General features: G+C 64.9%; 11 protein-coding genes. 1 reads left to right on the top strand and 10 read right to left on the bottom strand.

Annotated features, from left to right (window positions below; genetic code table 11):
• Window positions 1-101: 101 nt before the first annotated feature.
• From GWQ44_RS15970 to GWQ44_RS15930, 9 genes are all read right to left on the bottom strand, one after another.
• Window positions 102-1,832, bottom strand: coding sequence for a response regulator (locus GWQ44_RS15970; RefSeq protein WP_275927759.1), 1,731 nt, complete (start codon window positions 1,830-1,832; stop codon window positions 102-104).
• A gap of 43 nt (window positions 1,833-1,875) precedes the next feature.
• On the bottom strand, window positions 1,876-2,502 hold the full coding sequence (locus GWQ44_RS15965; protein WP_016965304.1) for a response regulator transcription factor: 627 nt from the start codon (window positions 2,500-2,502) through the stop codon (window positions 1,876-1,878).
• A gap of 249 nt (window positions 2,503-2,751) precedes the next feature.
• On the bottom strand, window positions 2,752-7,710 hold the full coding sequence (locus tag GWQ44_RS15960; protein ID WP_275927758.1) for a hemagglutinin repeat-containing protein: 4,959 nt from the start codon (window positions 7,708-7,710) through the stop codon (window positions 2,752-2,754).
• Between the two features lie 102 nt (window positions 7,711-7,812).
• Window positions 7,813-9,540, bottom strand: coding sequence for a ShlB/FhaC/HecB family hemolysin secretion/activation protein (locus tag GWQ44_RS15955; RefSeq protein ID WP_275927757.1), 1,728 nt, complete (start codon window positions 9,538-9,540; stop codon window positions 7,813-7,815).
• Between the two features lie 767 nt (window positions 9,541-10,307).
• Window positions 10,308-11,639: a deoxyguanosinetriphosphate triphosphohydrolase gene (locus GWQ44_RS15950; protein ID WP_016965306.1), complete on the bottom strand. Its 1,332-nt coding sequence runs from the start codon at window positions 11,637-11,639 to the stop codon at window positions 10,308-10,310.
• A gap of 240 nt (window positions 11,640-11,879) precedes the next feature.
• Window positions 11,880-13,043, bottom strand: a complete 1,164-nt coding sequence (locus GWQ44_RS15945) for an EAL domain-containing protein (protein ID WP_275927756.1) — start codon at window positions 13,041-13,043, stop codon at window positions 11,880-11,882.
• 155 nt (window positions 13,044-13,198) lie between these two features.
• Window positions 13,199-13,540 (bottom strand): hypothetical protein, encoded by a 342-nt coding sequence (locus tag GWQ44_RS15940; protein WP_103739962.1) that lies wholly within the window; start codon window positions 13,538-13,540, stop codon window positions 13,199-13,201.
• Complete coding sequence (locus tag GWQ44_RS15935; protein WP_016965309.1) at window positions 13,537-13,926, bottom strand: phage holin family protein; 390 nt, start codon at window positions 13,924-13,926, stop codon at window positions 13,537-13,539. The genes GWQ44_RS15940 and GWQ44_RS15935 overlap by 4 nt, the downstream gene beginning before the upstream one ends.
• A 1-nt stretch (window position 13,927) precedes the next feature.
• Complete coding sequence (locus GWQ44_RS15930) at window positions 13,928-14,242, bottom strand: YqjD family protein (protein ID WP_047305516.1); 315 nt, start codon at window positions 14,240-14,242, stop codon at window positions 13,928-13,930.
• A 333-nt stretch (window positions 14,243-14,575) separates the two neighbouring features.
• Here GWQ44_RS15930 and GWQ44_RS15925 point away from each other — a divergent pair, with 333 nt between their 5' ends.
• Window positions 14,576-15,784: an ammonium transporter gene (locus GWQ44_RS15925; protein WP_047305529.1), complete on the top strand. Its 1,209-nt coding sequence runs from the start codon at window positions 14,576-14,578 to the stop codon at window positions 15,782-15,784.
• Between the two features lie 50 nt (window positions 15,785-15,834).
• On the opposite strand, the gene GWQ44_RS15920 is transcribed toward GWQ44_RS15925, so the two are convergent.
• A complete protein-coding gene (locus GWQ44_RS15920) occupies window positions 15,835-17,790 on the bottom strand; it encodes a monovalent cation:proton antiporter family protein (RefSeq protein WP_275927755.1) in 1,956 nt (651 codons plus the stop codon).
• Window positions 17,791-17,941: the final 151 nt, after the last annotated feature.

Raw genomic sequence — 17,941 nt, 5'->3', positions numbered from 1 at the left:
TTCCTGCCTTGGCCTGGCGGCTGCAGGTGACGGGTTTGGTCTGCTGTGACGGGTGGCGAGGCAATACTGGCCTTTTGCTATTTTCCTGGCAAGCGCAGGCTTCACGGCGGATTCGTCACCTGTGGGGCGGTGGTTTTCTGCTCCCCGGATTGCGCCTTCAGAGGCTGAGGTGCCGGGTTATCCAGGTGAAGGTGCAAGGACTGGGCGAAGTGCACCAGGTCCCGGTCCAGGCGGCGCACGGCAGCGTTTATCGCCTCCCGTGCAACAGGTTGCAGGCACGCCTGCTCCAGGGCCTCGCACCCGGCCTGCAACGACTCGGCCCTGACCATCAGCGCCGAGCCCTTGATCTTGTGGGCCAGGGCCACCAACGCCCGGGGATCACTGGCCGGGAGCCGTGCGAGTTGGCGCCGGTCTTCCTGGCAGCAGCGCAGCAGCTCGTTGAGCATGCGCCGGGCGAACAGCGGCTTGCCACGGGTCAGGGTCCGCAAGGTGCGGATGCTGAAACTGTCGGCCCGCGGCCGGGGCTTGAGGCTTGCCAGCCGGCGGCTCAAGCGTTCCAGGCTCAGGGGCTTGGCCAGACAGTCATGCATGCCGGCGTCCAGGCCGCGCTGGAGCGCTTGCGGGTCGTTGTCGGCGCTGCAGCCGATCAGGGTAATCGCCGGCCTCTGCTCGCGGGTTTCGTGTTGGCGTATGGCCTCGGCCAGCTGGTAGCCGTCCATCGATGGCATGTTGCAGTCGAGAATCAGCAGGTCGAAGTCGCCCTGGCGCCACAACTCGAAGGCCTGGCGCCCGTCTTCGGCGCAGGTGACCCGGTGTCCGAGGTACTCCAGCTGGCCCTGCAACAGGGTCAGGCTGGCGCGGTGATCGTCCGCCAGCAGCACATCCAGCGGCACCGTGGAGGCGGGGAGCGGCTCTGCGGCGTCCGCATCAGGCTGGGCGGGCCGTGCGCCACGGCCGCTCAGGGGCAGCCTGACCCGCGCTTCGCAGCCCGGGCCGCTGCGCCCGTGCAGGCTCAGGCTGCCGCCCATCTGCCGGCACAACTGATGGCTGATGGGCAGGCCAAGTCCGGCGCCGTTTCGCGGCGACTGGCTGTCGGGGTTGATCTGGGCAAAGGGCTGCAACAGCCCCTGGCGTTGCGGCTCGGGAATGCCGATGCCGCTGTCTTGCACCTGCAACAGCAGCTCGTACCGGTCCTGGGTTGTGGTGGGCTGCAACGTCGCCCTGACCAGGATCTCGCCCTGCTGAGTGAACTTGATCGCGTTGCTCAACAGATTGCCCAGCACTTGCTTGAAGCGCAGAGCATCGATCAGCACCTGGGGCTCCGGGCTGGGGGCGTTGAACTCCAGCTCCAGCGCCAGGCGCTTTTGCCGGGCCTGGGCGTGGAACACAGCGATCTGCCCCTCGACGCAATCGCGCAGGTCGACCCAGGTCGGGTTCAGGCGCAGGTGGCCGGATTCGATCCGGCTGATGTCCAGCAGGTCATCCAGCAGTTCCTTGAGGTCCCCCGCCGCGCCCAGTGCCAGCTCCAGCGGCGCGTGCTGGGGCGAACGGCTGCCGGTGCGGCGCAGCACCAGCTCCAGCAAGCCGATCAAGGCGTTCAACGGGGTGCGCAGTTCGTGGCCAAGGTGCCCGAGGAAGCGGTTCTTGTTGCGATCGGCCTCTTCGGCGTGCTGCTTGTCGGCCTCCAGGGCCTCCGCCGAACGGGCCAGCGCCTGCAATTGCCGGCGTTGCTGGCGCAGTTGCCGATAGAGCCGGGCCTGGTTGAGCAAGGCAGCCAGCAACACAAACATCAGGGACATGACGCCAACGGGCTGGAGCAGGGTGTTGATCATCGCCGGGCCGCTCGCTGCGACCGTGGTAGCGGGAACCGGGGCTTCATATCAGTTCATTGCGCTTGGCCATGTCCACCAGTTCATTCATCGAGGTGGTGGCCAGTTTCTGCATGATGCGCTTCTTGTAAGTGCTGACGGTCTTGTGGCTGAGAAACATGCCCGTGGCAATTTCCTTATTGGTCTGGCCCATGGCGAAAAGTTGCAGAACCATCAACTCCCGATCATTCAAAGAGTTGAATTGGGCCAACTCCAAAGTTGCGCCCAGGGCGGGCCGGTCAAGGTGCAGGGCCTGGCTGGGAAAGTAGTTGTAGCCGTTGCAAATGGCCTTGATGGCACTGAGCAGTTCACTCAGGTCTTCGCGCTTGCACACATAGCCACTGGCGCCGGCGCGCATGCAGCGACTGGCAAACAGCGCCGCGGACTGGGCCGTCAGCACCAGGATGCGCAGGGGTTGATGCAGGTTGCTCAGGCGCTCCAGCAGCTCCAGGCCATCGAGCTTTGGGATGCAGATGTCGAGGATCACCAGGCTGGGTTCGCATTCGCGGACCATTTGCAGGGCATCCACGCCGTTATCGGTTTCACCAATGATCTGATACCCCTCGTGCTCCAGCAGAATACGCACCGCCATGCGAATCACGGGATGATCGTCAATGATAAGTACTGAGCCCATGTTGGCCTCCTGCCGATAAAGGAAAGTCCGAACAGTAGCCCAGCGGCGAGAGCGGAAATAGTTGCGAAAGTGTTGAAAAACCCAATCTAAGACAGGTCTTACAACGAATAAGGGGAGGTATTACAGCCGATTGGCAGTCACGTGAAGTTAAGGCGGGATCTATGGGGCGCAGGATGCCCCTGAAGACGCGACCAAGGCCCCGCCACAAGTCTATGCAGGCCGCCCCCGGCGAGGAGGGCGGCCCGGGCCTCATGGTGTTTGCTGATCGATGCCGGCTTGCAACAGCTGGCTGTCGGTGTGGCCGCCGATCCGCAGCGGCCCGAGGTTGAACGCCTGGTCCTTCTGGGTGGCGTCATCCTGTTTGCGGGTCAATTCGGCCACGCTGCCCGTGGCAACGTTGACCGGTGACTTGGACAGGTTGGCGCCGACGTCCACGCGCAACTCCGAGCCGGCCAGGTCGGTTTTGCTGACCTTGGAACCCCCCAGTTCGACGCGACCCTCGCTGGCCCCGATGCGCGCCCCGGTGAGCCGGGTTTCGCCGCTGACCTTCAGGTTGACGCCTTGCTGGGTGCTGATCCCCGAGGCCTGTTCCACGCGGTTCTTGCTCTCGTGGCTGACGTTCAGGTTCAAGGTCGGGGTATAGGAGGTCTGCCCGCTCTTGTCGCCAAACAGCACGCCTTCAGCGGTATTGGCCACTTTGCTGCCGGCGGTGTTCTTCTCGCTGACCGAATAGCTGTCGCTGGTTTTTGGCCAGAAGCGCTCTTTCAGGCTGGAGAGACGATTGCCCACGGCGTCGGCCTTGTCGGCCAGGTAGTGCTTGGCCTTGTCCACGCCGTTGCCAATGGCGCCGCGTGGTTCAGGGTTGACCTCGTAGCTGCCGCTGCGGCTGAGTTTCTCCCCCAGGCGTTCCTTGGCGTCACTGGCCTTGGCGACCACGCTGTCCTTGGCCGAGCTGACCTTTTCCACCCCTTTGTCGACGGCGTTTTCCAGCTTCTCGCGGTGTTTGTCGAAACCTTTCTCGGCCTTGGCCTTCAGGTCGTCCTTGAGCGGACCGGCCGGCTTGGCCAGCTTGTCCACCAGCCCTGGCTGGTTCTTCGCCACTTCCAGCTTGGCGTCGATGTTGACCTGGGTGTTACGCAGCCGGTCCTGACGGCTTTCGATGTTGAGGTCGCCACCTATGGCCCCGTCGAGCCGTTGCGCGTCGATGTTGGCGCCGGCCAGATGCACGTTGCCGGCACTGTTGAGGGTCACCTGATCGGCCTTGATCAGGCTGTTGTGCTGAGTCGTGTTCTGGCGCTGATCGACGTCGATCTTGACCCGGGCATTGATCCCACGATCGACTTTCGGCGTGTCGTGCTCACTGGCGTCGGCCAGGGTGGTCTTGCCCATGCTGCCACCGGCGCCCAGGGTCAGGCCCCAGTTGTTGTGGGCCTGGGTGGATTGCGCCGACTCCTGGTAGATGCCGCCCTGGGCCGCATCCAGCACCACCTTGGCGGCGTCGATGCGCGTGCCCTGCAGGTGAATGGCGCTGTCGCCCTCGGCTGCGCTGCCCAGTCGCACCAGGCCCTGGCTGTAGAGCTGGGCGCCGCGCTGGCTCTGGTCGTTTTCATTGACCCGGCCGATGTTGAAGTTGGCGCTGAGGTTGACGCTCTTGCCGCTGCTTTGCTCGCTGCTGGTCTTGCTGCCACCGGCCGTGAGGCCGCCACCCAGGTTGCTGCCCTGGCTGTGGTGGGTGTCCACCGCGGCTTGCAGGTCGAGCTTGCCGCCGGCGTCCAGCGTGATATCGCCGGTGGGACGCGCGGCGTTGCCGATCTGCGTGCCTTGCAACGTCAGGTCGCCGGCGCTCTTGAGGTTGACCGGCCCCTGGCCCTGAATGCTGGCAACCCGCGCCTGGCTGTCCTGCTGCTCGAGGCTCTTGTGATCCAGTTGCAAGCCGGCGCCGACATTCAGGTTGGTGCCGCTGCTACCCGGAGTGGTGCCCAGGCTCAGCGAGGCATCGCCACGCAGGCTGGAGTTGCTGCTGCTCTGGCGGTCATTGGCTTGATTGAGTGCCAGCTGGCCGTCGGTCTTGATGTTGACGCCGCCCAGGCCGCCATTGAACTGGCTGCCTTCGAAGCTGGCATCGCCACCGACCTTGATGTCCACGCCCTGGCTGCCGGCGTAGCTGCCGACCTGGGCCTTCTCGGTGCTGCTGGTGACGTTGCTGCTGCCACCGGCACCACTGCCACGGATGTTCAGGTCTTCACCGGTGTTGGTGTAGACCCGCACGCCAACCTTGGCGTCCACCGCCTGTTCGCTGCTGCTGTGGGTATCGCTGGCGGCACTGGCCAGCAGGCTTCCGGCGTTGATCTGCACGGCGCCGTCGGTGGCGCGGTACTGGGTGCCCTGGTCCTTGAGTTGGCCGTCGGCCTTGACCGCGACCTGGGCGCCGCTCAGCTGGCTGACCACGGCGCTGCTGGTGCTTTCGCTGCGTTGGCGGTTCTGGTGGCTGACGTCCACATCGAGCCCGACATTGGGCTGTTCCAGGGCATCGAGTACCCCGGGCTGGTGGAACTTGCGCTGGGCCACGCCCTGGATGGCTTTTTCGATGGGCCGGGTAACGCCCTTGTATTCGACGTTGGCGCCCACATCCACCGCCCAGTTGTTTTCCTTGTGGCTGCTGTTTTCGCTGTTGTGTGCGGCCTGGTTGTCGATCTCGGCGGCATTGACCTGCAATGCACCGCCGGCCTTGACCTGGGCGCCTTCGGTGCTCAGGCGGTTGCCGGCGTTGATGGTCAGGTTGCCGCTGGCCGCGATGTTGCTGGTCTGGGCAGTGCTCTTGCTGCTGCTGTCCTGGCTGCTGGTGTGGGCCACTTCCAGGCCATTGCCGGCGCGGTCCAGGCCGCCGGTGTAGTAGAAGCCGCCACCGGTGGTGGTGCTGTCGCTGTGCTTCTGGGTTTGGTTGTCCGCAGCCAGCAACTGCACATTCTTGCCGCTCAGGCTGGCATCGCCGGCCGTGGCCGCAAGGTCGCTGCCTTGCACCTTGAGGTCCTCGCCGGCAGTGACCACCAGGGTGCCGCCAGTGAGGCTGGAGGCCTGTTGCCGGGTGCTGTCGCTGCTGTCGTTGCGCTGCTCATCCTGGTAACGCACCCCGGCCCGGTACTGGCTGGTGCCCGGGGCGTTTTCCTTGGCGTAGGCGTCGAAACCGCGCTTCTGGGTGCTGCTGCTGTCGTGCTGGGTGTCTGCGGCGGCCGCGACCTTGATCGTGCCCTTGGCGCTGGCGTCCAGTGCTCCCGCAGCGGCGACCTGGGAACCGCTGATGGTCAGGTCCTCGGCACTTTGCAACTTGAGGTTGCTGTCCGAGCGCACCTGACTGCTGACGGTGGTGCTGTCCTTGTGCTGCTGACGGCTCTCATCCTTGGTGATGCCGAAGAACTTGCTGTCCTTGCTGTGGCTGTTGCGGTGGGAGGTGTCCTGCACGCCGTCGATGGTCAATGAACCCTTGTCGCTGATAACGCTGGCCTGGGTGCCGCCCCGGGCCTGGCTGCCGCTGATGCGCACGCTGTCGGCGCGCACGATCAGCTTGCCGTCGGCGTTGACCTTGCTGCCCTGGTTCTCGGTCTTGCCCTGGTCGCCGTCGGCGTTCTTGCCGAAGAAGCCACCGCCCACCAGGTCGCCGGAGTAATGCTGGTTGCTCTGGCTCTGCTGGCGGCTGGCGCTGGTGATGTCGACGTCCTTGGCGGCGAGCAGGATGTCGCCCTGGCTGTGCAGCTCGGTGCCCTCAAGGCGCAGGTTCTGCTGGCTGTCGAGTTGCAGTTGCTGGCCGCTCTTGAGCTGGCTGGTGACGCTGCGCTGCTGGCTGCTGCTGTTGTCCCAGTTTTCCTTCCACAGGTGCTTGCGGTGCTGGCCCTGGTCGCGCTGGGTTTGGGTTTCGGTGGCGGCGGTCAGTTGCAGGTCGCCGCCGCTGCGGGCGCTGAGGTTATGACCGGCTTCGACGCTGCTGCCCTGGATCCGGGTATCGGCGCCGGATTTCAGCTCGGCGTCATGCTGGGCCAGCACCTTGTTCCCGTGCTGGCGTGTTTCGCTATCGGTCTGGGTGGCGTCGTAGGTTTCCCAGGTGATGCCGATGGTGCTCTTGTCCCACTGCTGGCGTTTTTCCTGGAGCTTGCGGCTTTCGATGCTGCTCAGGGTCAGGTTGCGCCCGGCATCGAGCTTGACGTTGCGGCCGCTGACGTCGGTGGCGGCCAGGGTCAGGTCCTTGGCGCCGTGCAGCTCGATGTCGCCCTGGCTGCGCACCCCGGCGCGGATCGCATCGAGGCTGTTGTCCACGGCCTGGCCGCGGATGTCCAGATCACCGGCGGAGCTGAGCTTGACCCCGTCGCGGCCGTCCACCTGGACTGCGCCGACGCGCACCCCGGCACCTTCAGCGGTGCTGACGATATTGATCCGTCCGGCCTGCATGGCGCCGAACAGGCTGGCGTCGATGCGCTGCTCCTGGGTGCGGCTCGCAGGGTCGACGTTGCGCACCTGGCCGCTGGGGTAGTCCAGCTGGTTGCGGCCAACGGTGACATTCAGCTGATCGCGGGCGCTGAGGGCGCCCTGGCTGTCGATGCGCGGGGCGATCAGGTTGATCGAACCCTCGGCGTTGCGCAGGCCGCCGCCGTGGATATCCAGCTGGCCCCGGGCATTCTGGGTGTTGAGCCCCTGCAGCTTGCCGTCCTGCAGTTCCGGGCGACCCACCACCAGGCTGGCGTTGGGGGTGTTGATGAAACTGCCGCCATTGACCGAGATGCCGTTGGGGTTGGCCAGCACGAAGTCGGCGGCGCGGCCGAAGATTTCCTGGGCGCCATTGAGTTGCGAGGCGTTGCGGCTGATCACCTCGTTGAGGATCACGCTGGCCGCCTGGCCGTGCAGTTGCGCGTTGGCCGCCAGTTGCCCGGCCAGCTGCGACTGCCCGGCCTGCAGGGCGTTGTTCAGCACCACGCCCTGTTGCCCGACGTTGTAGTCCAGGAACTGGTTGTGGGACAGGCCGCCGGCATTGGGCGCGACGATGTTGACGATGGGCACGCCGCCCTGGTTTTGCAGTTGCGGGGTGCCGCCGGGGCCTTCGACCACGGTGATCCCGCCGGCCAGGGCCAGGGGCAGATGGGACGCCAGCAGCAGGCCGGCGATGGTCCAGCGCAATTTGCCCTGGGGTGAAAGGTTGAATCTATGAGTGTTGTCAGGCATGAGAACCTCGTGCTGAGTAGGTGAGCCGGGCGTTGCCTTCTAGAGGGGCGACGGCGCGTTGTGCTCAGGTTCATCGGGTATTTCAGGCTAATCGGCGGTTGATCAAATCTGCAGGCTGAACCTGGCCAGCCAGACTTCCGGCTCCGTTCGGAACCCCTCTGGCGTGGTGAGGCTGCGTTGGTAGTCCAGGTCGACCTGGAGGTTTTTCCAGGCCAGGTTGAGGCCCAGGCTGGCGCCACTCAGGTGCTTGCTTTGGGCCCCGTGCTCGGCCTTGATCCAGCCGTTGTCCAGGCCCAGACGCGGGGTGATCTTGAGCGGCAGGTCGCTGTTGAGCGGCAGGCGCAGGGTGTTGCGCCACACCGCGCCGATGGCGCCGGAGGCACTGTTGAGGCGGTAGCCGCGTACCGCCGAATCGTCAGTGCCCAGCAGTTGTTCGATGGCCGGCAGCGGGTCCGGGCTGTACTGCGCCGAGAGCTGGCTCTGCCACTGCCAGCGCTGGTTGCCCAGCTGGCCGTTGCGCCACTGGCTGAGGCCGGCGCGGTACTTGCGAAACTGCGCCTGGGGCAGGTTGCGCTGCACCTGCTGCGAGTCGCGGTCGGCGCCGAACCAGGTCAGGCCCTGGGCGTAATTGACATCCAGGTTCCACACTGCGCTGTTGAGCCAGAACAGATTGAGCCCGGCTTCGGCCACGGTCAGGGTCGGGCTCTGGATCTGCAGGTGGGCCTTTTGCAGGTAGCTGTCGACGTCCTTGTAGGCCAGTTGCAGGTTGGCGCTGAGCTGGTGGCTCTGGTCGCGCCACAGCACCCGGTCGGCGCGGCCGCTGAGCATGTCGGTGCGACCGCTGTTGTACAGGGTGGTGCGGGCCAGCTTCAGCGGCGCGCGGTATTCGGCGTGGCTGGCGAACAGGCTGTAGGTCCAGTAGCCGTAGGGCACCGAGTAGAACAGGCTGCTGCTGCGGCTGTAGCGCGGGCCGTGGTTGAGGGTGTCGCTGTAGTTCAGGTTCAGCGCGTCGTTGATCTGCAACGGGCTGTCCAGATTGAGGTTGATCGACTGCCGGTCACGCCCGGTGCCGGCGCTGCCGAGGTTATCCACACCCAGGCCGAGGCCCCAGCGCGCGGCGCTGCTGCGTGAACGCAGGATGATCCGCGAGGCGCCGGGCTGGCTGCCGGGGGCGATGTCAGCGGTCAGGTCCAGGGAGCGCAGGCGGTTCAGTTGATCCAGGCCCTGTTCCAGGTCCCGCAGGTACAGGGGCTTGCCGAGCATGCCGGGGAAGGCTCCGCCCAGGGACACCGGCAGGCTCTGGTCGGCCAGTTCGATGGCTTCGACATAGCCTTCCTCCACCAGGATATCCAGGCTGTGCCCGGCGGCTGGGGTGCTGGCCAGGTAGGGGCGGCTGGCGATATAGCCGGCCTCGACATAGAGGCGAGTGATGGCCGCCAGCAACTGGTTGATCTGGTTGACCCCCATGCACGGCGCGACATACGGCTTGATGTAGTCATTGAGCCGGGCCTTGTCGAACAGGCTGACGCCGCCGATGCGGGTGCCGCTCAGGGGCCAGCAGCGCGCGTCGCTGGCGGGCTGCTGGGGCAGGTCGGGGCTAGCCGGGGTGCTGCTGAAGCTGCCGCGCTGCATCTGCCGCTGGCGCTGTTCCAGTTGCAGCTGTTGCAGGTCGCGTTGCTGTTGCTGCTGCAGGCGCAGGGCTTCCTGGCCCGGTTGTACGTCGGCCAGGGCCTGGGCCGGGGTCAGGCAGGTCAGGCCGAACCACAATCCCAGGCACCCGTTGCCCATAAGGGCGAAAAGGGAGCGGTCAGTGCGTGATGAATAGGGCACTTGGCATCCTTACTGTAAAAAGACCAAGTGACGAACAACAGAAAAGCCGATCGTTGAGGCTCAACTAGTGACGTCGCTTTAAGTTCTGCACGGTGAATATGAGGTGCCGTCGATTGCTATATCGGTGGCCTATGTTCAAGTGCTCGCGAGTGACAATTCCTGAGTGAGAGCCGGGTGCTTCAATCTAGATTCAGGTATGACAAAAGGGTTGAGTGAGTTGCAGTGAAAACGTTACAGCGCAGTGTGAAATTAATTGATCCGGGGGCGGTCAGCGGGGAATTAGCTTGTTGAAATCGAGACTATCCGAAACTAAAAACTCGATTTGTACGTAAATTGTAAATGCATAGAAGGCTAACAAAATTTTCCTGTTGGCCTTGATTGGCAAGGGGTCCAGAGATTTTGTGAGAATCTGCAAAGGTAGGATGTTTGGTTGAATCAGGAACAGGTGTTCGATTTTGTGAATGCTGCGCAATATCTAAGACCTGAACACTGAGTGTTTACGGCTAGTTGCTCTTTCTACCTGAGTAGTTGCTCTAATCCTGTTATTGGTTAATTGCAGTCATGTTGCTCGGGGAATACCTTAGAGTCGGACTTTTGAATCCGAAGCCCGTACTGCCGAGTATTTTCTCCCCTGCTATTGGCGTATGTCCGGAGTGTGTCGGCCGCTGTTGCTGCGGCCGGGCTAGGGGAATCCCTTAGTTGCGGATTGGATGTTGCCGGTCATATCAAGTGCCTGGCGCGGGCGCCAGGCACTTGCGAGGCGAGGGTCATTGCGGGCTTGAACGCCCGGTCATTTCCCGGGCCATTTCACTGGCGTAGCTGTCGGTCATGCCGGCGATGAAATCGATCATGCGCAGGAAGGAGGTGTGCAGCGGCCAGTTCGGGTCCGGCGCGTTGTTGCCCAGCAGATCGAGGATCCGCCGGTTCTTGAACGACGGGGTCTTGCCGCCATGCTGTTCCAGTGCCGCGCCGCAGAACGAGTTCAGCAGGATCTCCAGGGTGGTGTAGGCGCCGATCTCGTGCAGGGTCTTGCGCTTGTCCTGGAAGATCTTGCGCCGCGCCACGTCCTTGGCATTGAGCACGCAACGCTTGGCCGGGCCATGCATGTGCTCCACCAGATCGCCGTGCAGGGTGCCGGCCAGCAGGGCGTCCTGCTGTTCGACAAAGGCCCGGGCGGCGGCGTTGGTCAGGTGCTCGATGGCCTTGCCCCGCAGGATCGCCAGGCGCCGCCGGCGCGAATCCCCCGGGCCCAGCTGGCGATAGGTTTCCGGCAGGTCGTCGCCCACCAGCCCCAACAGCAGGGACTCGACTTCGGCGTACTCCAAGAGGTCCATCTCCAGGCCGTCTTCCAGGTCGATCAGGGCGTAGCAGATGTCGTCCGCGGCTTCCATCAGGTACACCAGCGGATGCCGGGCCCAGCGCTGGTCTTCCAGTTGCGGCAGGCCCAGCTTGTGAGCGATCTGTTCCAGCAGCGGCAGTTCGCTCTGGTAACAGCCGAACTTGTGCTTTTTGTAGCCCAGGGAGTCTGCGTGGCGCGCGGTCCAGGGGTACTTGAGGTAGGTGCCGAGGGTGGCGTAGGTGAGCCGGGTGCCGCCGTCGAACTGGTGATATTCCAGCTGGGTCAGGACCCGGAAACCCTGGGCATTGCCTTCGAAATTGAGGAAGTCCTGGCGTTCGGCCTCGCTCATCGCGTCCAGCCAGCCACGCCCGGCGGCCTGCTGGAACCAGTGGCGGATGGCGTCTTCGCCGGAATGGCCGAAGGGCGGGTTGCCGATGTCGTGGGCCAGGCAGGCCGACTGCACGATCATCCCCAGGTCGCTGGGATCGCACCAGTCGGGCAGGGCGTCGCGTAGCGTCTCGCCAACGCGCATGCCCAGGGAGCGACCGACGCAACTGACTTCCAGGGAGTGGGTCAGGCGGGTGTGGATATGGTCGTTGCTGGACACCGGGTGCACCTGGGTCTTGCGCCCCAGGCGGCGGAAGGCGCCGGAGAAGATGATGCGGTCGTGGTCTTTATGGAAAGGGCTACGGCCGAGTTCTTCCGGGCTGTGCACTGGCTTTCCGAGGCGTTCGCGGTTGAGCAGGGTCTGCCAATCCAAGGCGGGGTCTCTCCGAAAAAAAAACTGAAGGGCAGAGCTTCCGGGTTCCCGAGCGTGGCCGCAAGAGGCGCATGGCCTGCGCTCATGTATCAACCTGGCCGACGCTTTCGCTGGCAAGCCAGCTCCTACACGAAAATGGTCTGGCCTGTGCCCCCAGCTGTAGGAGCCGGCTTGCCGGCGAAAGGGCCCGCAGCCCGTGCACCCATCGTGTCGCTGCGCTTGCCGGCAAGCGGGAGGGGGCTACAGGCCGGCGGCGTCGATGTCGATCAGCAGCAGGCGCTGGCCGTTGTCGAAAAATTGCCCGGCGGTCAGGCAGTACTGGTTGCTGGTGGCGTCGCGGTAGGTGCTGGACAGGGTCAGGCGCCGTTCCTCCCAGCCTTCGGCCAGCAGGTGATAGAAGTACGGGCGCCACGACCAGTTGTGGCCGACGTAGCTGCTGTCGGCCTGCCAATGGTCATGCCGCCATTCCAGGTTCGGGGTCAGTTGGGTGCCGTGGCGGTCGCACTGGTAGAAGCGCAGCAGCCAGGGAAAGGCCTTGACCTCGGGCAACTGGCTGATGGGCGCCCGGGCCTGGGCCCAGGCCTGCAGCAGGTGCATCAGCTCCGCCAGTTGCTGGCGCATGTGCATCAGGCGGTTGCGTTCGGCCAGTTTGTGCCGCACATAGCGCTCGCGCAGGCGGGCGAAGGGCTGGACGAAGGCATCGCTGGCGAACAGTCGCTCTTCGGCCCGGGCAAACAAAAAGCCCTGGACATAGCGCGAACCGCACTCCAGGGCGAAATCCAGCTCGGCCTCGGTTTCCACCCCTTCGGCGATGATCCAGCAGCCGGTTTTTTCCGCCATCAGGGCCAGGGCCTTGACCACGTCGCTGCTGGGGCCGCCGCGGGCCGCGGCCTGGAACAGGCGCATGTCGAGCTTGAGGATGTCCGGTTGCAGGGCCAGCACCCGGTCGAGCTGGGAGTAGCCGGCGCCAAAATCGTCGATGGCGATCCGCGCTCCGGCCTGGCGGTAGCGCGCCACCACTTCGCTCAGGCGCTGGCTGTTGCCCCCCAGCTCGGTGATTTCGAAGACGATGCGCCGCGGGTCGACACCGTTGTGCTGGATCTGCCTGAGGCTCGGCAGGGCCTGTCCGGGGCGCAGTCGGCTGATCCAGCGCGGGGAAATATTCAGGCTCAGGAACCAGTCCGCCGGGGCCTCGTGCAGGCGCCGCAGGGCGTCATCGCGGAGCTGGCGATCAAGGCGCCGCAAGGCACTGGAAGGAGTACGCGGATCGGCGAACAGCGGTCCCACCGACGTCAGCTGGCCATTGCTCTGGCGCAGGCGGCCCAGGGCTTCGACCCCGGCGATCCGCCCCGTGGCGGTATCGATGAACGGCTGGAAGCAGGCAAGCGGTTGCCCGTCGATCACAGGACCTCCTTATTGGATTCTTGTGGGTAGGGAGTCGTGGCTGCCGGGTGGGCAGGTAGCAATCGGCCCCTGGGTAAAGGGGCCGATCGGGGTTGCATAGCAAGAATGCAGCCAGATGTGGAACCGCCAGTGTCAGGTCGGTTGCGCGGGGGCGGTCAGGGTTTGCGCGAGGTGCCTTGCATCGCCAGCCGGATCAGCGGCAACAGGCTGGTGCCCAGGCGCACCAGGCGCGTGAGGCTGCCGGTGCCGCCGCTCTTGGCGCCCTTGCCGGTGAGGAACCCCAGCAGGGTCACCACCGCCACGCCCCAGAGTGGTGCGTGCTTGATGCCAAAGCCTTCCTGCCAGCTTTGTCCCAGGCCACGCACCCGCTGCAGCGGTTGCAGCAGTTGCTGGGACTCGTGGCGGATTTCCTGGCGATGCATTTCCATGCGCAGGCGGATCAGTACCTTGCGCATCTCCCGGCGTGAAGTGTTCTGCGGAATGTCGGGCAGGTTCATGGCAGCAGGCGCTCCCGATCGTTGGCCAGCTCTTCGAGCGTGGCGTGGAAGGGCGAGGATTCATCGAAGATCGCCGCTTTCAGGCGCAGGCCGCAGAACAGCGCCGCCAGGGCGTAGAACACGCACAGGCCGATGATCCCGGCCAAGCGGTAGCTGTCCCACAAGAGGATCAGCACCAGCGCCGACAGCCCCACCAGCAACAGCAGGGCAAACACCAGGGCCAGCCCGGCGAACAGCAGCAGGCTGACGGTGCGTGCCTTCTGCTCCTGCAATTCGATGCCGAACAGTTCTACGTGGCTGTGCAGCAGGCCCAGGACCGCGGCGCCCAGACGCCGGGAGGACGCGCTTGGACCGCTGCCGGACGAAGTGGATTCGCCGATAGCCATATCAGCGCCGCGTCGCCAGCAGGCCGATCAGAAAGCCCACGCCGGCAGCGATCCCGACCGACTGCCAAGGGTTGCTCTGCACGTAGTCCTCGGCGGCGGTGACGGCGGCCTGGCCGCGCTGGCGCAGGGATTCCTCGGTCAGTTGCAGGGTTTCCCGGGCCTTGAGCAGGCTTTCGTGGATCTGTTCGCGCAGTTCATCGGCCTGGTCGCCGGCCAGGGTCGCGGTGTGTTCCAACAGACGCTCCGTGTCGCTGACCAGTGCCTGAAAATCCGCCATCAGTACTTCTTGAGCCGTCTTCGCCGTTTTGCGGGCCATGGTTGTTTCTCCGTTGTTTGCGTGTGTGAGCTATGAGTGTGAGCCCTGAGTGAAGGTTCACTGTAATTGCCTGGTACAGCTTTTGCTTTGTCCTGGTGCGCAAGCCGTCAGGCTTGCGCCGAAAACGAGCGAGGGTGGCGCGCTAGCCCGCGTAAACCCTGGCCGAAAAAATCCCAACCTCAAGGTCAATCTACTTTCCGTGGTCTTGCGTCCGCTCCCTGGCGCGCCAAAACGGTTCACTGGCAGCGCGGATCGCGCGCCCGGGAGCCAACATGGTGCAAGGGCGGCGGCAGGGCCCGGGAGATGATGGCCGATTTCGGATCTGCCTACTCCATGGAAAATCTGCAAAGCGCTGTGGACACCCTGGTCCACGGTTCCAACACCCTGTTCATCCTGATCGGGGCGGTCATGGTCCTGGCCATGCACGCCGGTTTTGCCTTCCTTGAAGTGGGCACCGTGCGGCAGAAAAACCAGGTCAATGCGTTGTCGAAAATCCTCAGCGACTTCGCCGTCTCGACCCTGGCCTATTTCTTTATAGGCTATTGGATCTCCTACGGCGTGAGCTTCCTGCAACCGGCGGCGGTGATCAGCGCCGATCACGGCTATGGCCTGGTGAAGTTCTTCTTCCTGCTGACTTTCGCCGCGGCGATCCCGGCGATTATCTCCGGCGGCATCGCCGAGCGCGCGCGTTTTGTGCCGCAATTGTGCGCCACGGTGCTGATCGTGGCCTTCGTCTATCCGTTTTTCGAGGGGCTGGTGTGGAACGGCAACTTCGGCGTGCAAGCCTGGTTGCAGCAGCGCTTTGGCGCCGGGTTCCATGATTTCGCCGGGTCGGTGGTGGTGCATGCCATGGGCGGCTGGCTGGCGCTGGCGGCGGTGCTGTTGCTGGGAGCGCGCAACGGGCGTTATCGCGATGGCAAGCTGGTGGCCTTCGCGCCGTCGAGCATTCCGTTCCTGGCCCTGGGCTCGTGGATCCTGATTGTCGGCTGGTTCGGCTTCAACGTGATGAGCGCCCAGACCCTGCAAGGGGTCAGCGGGCTGGTGGCGGTGAACTCGCTGATGGCCATGGTCGGCGGCACCGTGGCGGCATTGATCGTCGGGCGCAATGACCCGGGCTTCCTGCACAACGGGCCATTGGCCGGGCTGGTGGCGATCTGCGCCGGTTCGGACCTGATGCATCCGGTGGGCGCCTTGGTCACCGGGGCGATGGCCGGGGCCTTGTTCGTCTGGTGCTTTATCGCCGCCCAGAGCCGCTGGAAGATCGACGACGTGCTCGGGGTCTGGCCGTTGCATGGCCTGTGCGGAGCCTGGGGCGGGATTGCCTGCGGGATCTTCGGTCAGAGCGCCTTGGGCGGCTTGGGCGGGGTCAGCCTGGCCAGTCAGTTGTTCGGCACCGGTCTCGGGGTGCTGGTGGCGCTGCTGGGTGGCTTTGCCGTGTATGGCCTGATCAAGGCCGTTTGCGGGCTGCGCCTGACCCAGGAGCAGGAGTACTACGGCGCCGACCTGTCGCTGCACAAGATCGGGGCGGTGAGCCAGGACTGAGATGCGACTGGCCCTGGCCGCCAACGGCTCAGGGCCAGCACAGGGCCGCTTCAACCGCCCTGCAGGCGGGCTTCGCAGGCCTCGATCGCGGCCTGGGAGCCGGACACCAGCACCCGGTCGCCGGCCTGCAGGCGCGGTGCCGGGTTCAGCGGCAGGTCGCTGCCGTTGCGTTGCACGCCTTGCACATCCACCCCCAGGGCCTCCAGGCCGAGCTCTTGCAGCAGCCGGTTGCAGGCGTGGGCGTCGGCGTCGAGGTTCACCGCATGCATTTGCACCGCCGGTGGTTCGTGATTGTCCTGGGTGTTGCTTTGCGCGCCATGGTAGAAGCCGTGCAGCAGGCGATAGCGGCTGTGGCGCACGTCGTCCACGCTGCGTTGTACCCGCTGTTCCGGCAGGCCGAGCATGATCAGCGCATGGGAGGCCAGCATCAGGCTCGACTCCAGCAGTTCGGGCACCACTTCGTTGGCACCGGCGGCCTTGAGTTCGGCCAGCTGGCTGTCGTCCCGGGTCCGCACCAGGATCGGCACGTTGCGATCCAGGCGCCGCGCGGCCTTGAGCACCGTCAGGGCAATGTCGGTCTTGTCCACGGCAATCACCAGCAGGCGGGCCCGCTCCAGGCCCACGGCGGCCAGCAGATCGCCACGGCGGCAATCGCCGTAATGCACGCAGCTCTCTGCCGCCGAGGCCTCCTGGACCCGCACCGGATCATCGTCCAGGGCGATGAATCGCAGTTGCTCATGACGCAGGAAGCGGCCGATGGACTGGCCGACCCGGCCATAGCCGCAGATCACCACATGGCCCTGCAGCTCGGCGTTCTGCGCGCTGATTTCCTCCAATTGGGCGGTTTGGTTGGGTTTGCGGTGCAGGCGCGCGGTGATAAGCGGCGCGGCGCGCAGCAACAGGGGGGTCAGCAGCATGGAGCTGAAGGTGGCGGCCAGCAGCAGGCCGCTCAGGTGCGACGGGATCATCTGGGTCAGTTGCATCTGCGCCATCAGGGCGAAGCAGAACTCGCCGCCCTGGGCCAGGGCCAGACCGCTGCGCCAGGCCGTCTCGCCGTCGCTGCCGCGCAGCTTGAGCAGGATCGCCACCACGCTGCCCTTGATCAGCAGCAGGGCCAGGGTCAGGCCGAGGATCAGCAGGCTGTGATCGATGAACAGTTGCAGGTCGATGAGCATGCCGATGCTGACGAAGAACAGTCCGAGCAGGATGTCGCGGAACGGGCGGATATCGGCTTCGATCTGGTGCCGGTAATGGCTTTCTCCCAGGAGCATGCCGGCGAGGAAGGCGCCCAGTGCCGGCGACAGGCCGAGCAGGTGGGTGAGCCAGGCGGTCAGCAGCACGATCACCAGGGCCAGCAGCACGAACAGTTCGGCGGAGTGGGAGGCGGCAACTTCATGGAACAGTCGCGGCAGCAGCCAGCGGCTGGCCAGCAGCAGGCCGAAGAACAGCACCAGGGTCTTGCCCAGGGTCGCCGGCAGGGCCCAGTACCAGGCGTGCTCGCTGTTGCCGGCGAAGACCGGGACCAGGGTCAGCAACAGCACCGCCACCACGTCCTGGAACAGCAGCACGCCGATGGCGTTCTGCCCGTGGCTGCTGAAGATCTCGCCGAGGCTGGTCAGCTCCTTGCTGACAATCGCGGTGGAGGACAGGGCCAGCCCGGTGCCGAGCATCAGCGCCGAGGTCAGCGGCATGCCGAACAGGGCCAGCAGCACCCCCAGGATCAGCCCGGTGCACAACACTTGCAGGCTGCCCAGGCCAAACACCACATGGCGCAGGGCGAGCATCTTCGACAGGGAGAACTCCAGGCCCAGGGAGAACAGCAGGAACACCACGCCCATTTCCGCCAGGTCCGGCAATTCTTCACTGTCGTTGACCCAGTCCAGGGCGGTGGGCCCGACCATCAGTCCAACGGACAGGTAGCCCAGGACCGGCGGCAGGCTCAGGCGCCGGAACAGCGCGATGACCACCAGTGACGAGGCGAGAATGATCAGCAGATTGGCAAACAACGGGCATCTCCGGACAAGGGGGCGGGCAGGCAAAGCCTAGAGGCAAAAAAGCCGCGAGGATCGCTCGGGCGGCAAGAAAGCACCCTGACGCACGTCATTTTTCGTTGAGAATGTCTCATATTCGCGAGCCACGGAAACGGTCTTTCCGAGG

This window comes from Pseudomonas sp. 3MA1 (assembly GCF_029237275.1).
In the GTDB taxonomy this organism is placed as follows: domain Bacteria; phylum Pseudomonadota; class Gammaproteobacteria; order Pseudomonadales; family Pseudomonadaceae; genus Aquipseudomonas; species Aquipseudomonas fluorescens_AP.
This window is presented reverse-complemented; position numbering and strand designations above follow the sequence as displayed.

Excerpts from the sequence above, each read along its gene's own strand:
- GWQ44_RS15960 (WP_275927758.1), bottom strand. The coding sequence starts at position 7,710 with ATGCCTGACAACACTCATAGATTCAACCTTTCACCCCAGGGCAAATTG.
- GWQ44_RS15925 (WP_047305529.1), top strand. The coding sequence starts at position 14,576 with ATGGAAAATCTGCAAAGCGCTGTGGACACCCTGGTCCACGGTTCCAAC.
- GWQ44_RS15935 (WP_016965309.1), bottom strand. The coding sequence starts at position 13,926 with ATGGCTATCGGCGAATCCACTTCGTCCGGCAGCGGTCCAAGCGCGTCC.
- GWQ44_RS15965 (WP_016965304.1), bottom strand. The coding sequence starts at position 2,502 with ATGGGCTCAGTACTTATCATTGACGATCATCCCGTGATTCGCATGGCG.
- GWQ44_RS15930 (WP_047305516.1), bottom strand. The coding sequence starts at position 14,242 with ATGGCCCGCAAAACGGCGAAGACGGCTCAAGAAGTACTGATGGCGGAT.
- GWQ44_RS15940 (WP_103739962.1), bottom strand. The coding sequence starts at position 13,540 with ATGAACCTGCCCGACATTCCGCAGAACACTTCACGCCGGGAGATGCGC.
- GWQ44_RS15970 (WP_275927759.1), bottom strand. The coding sequence starts at position 1,832 with ATGATCAACACCCTGCTCCAGCCCGTTGGCGTCATGTCCCTGATGTTT.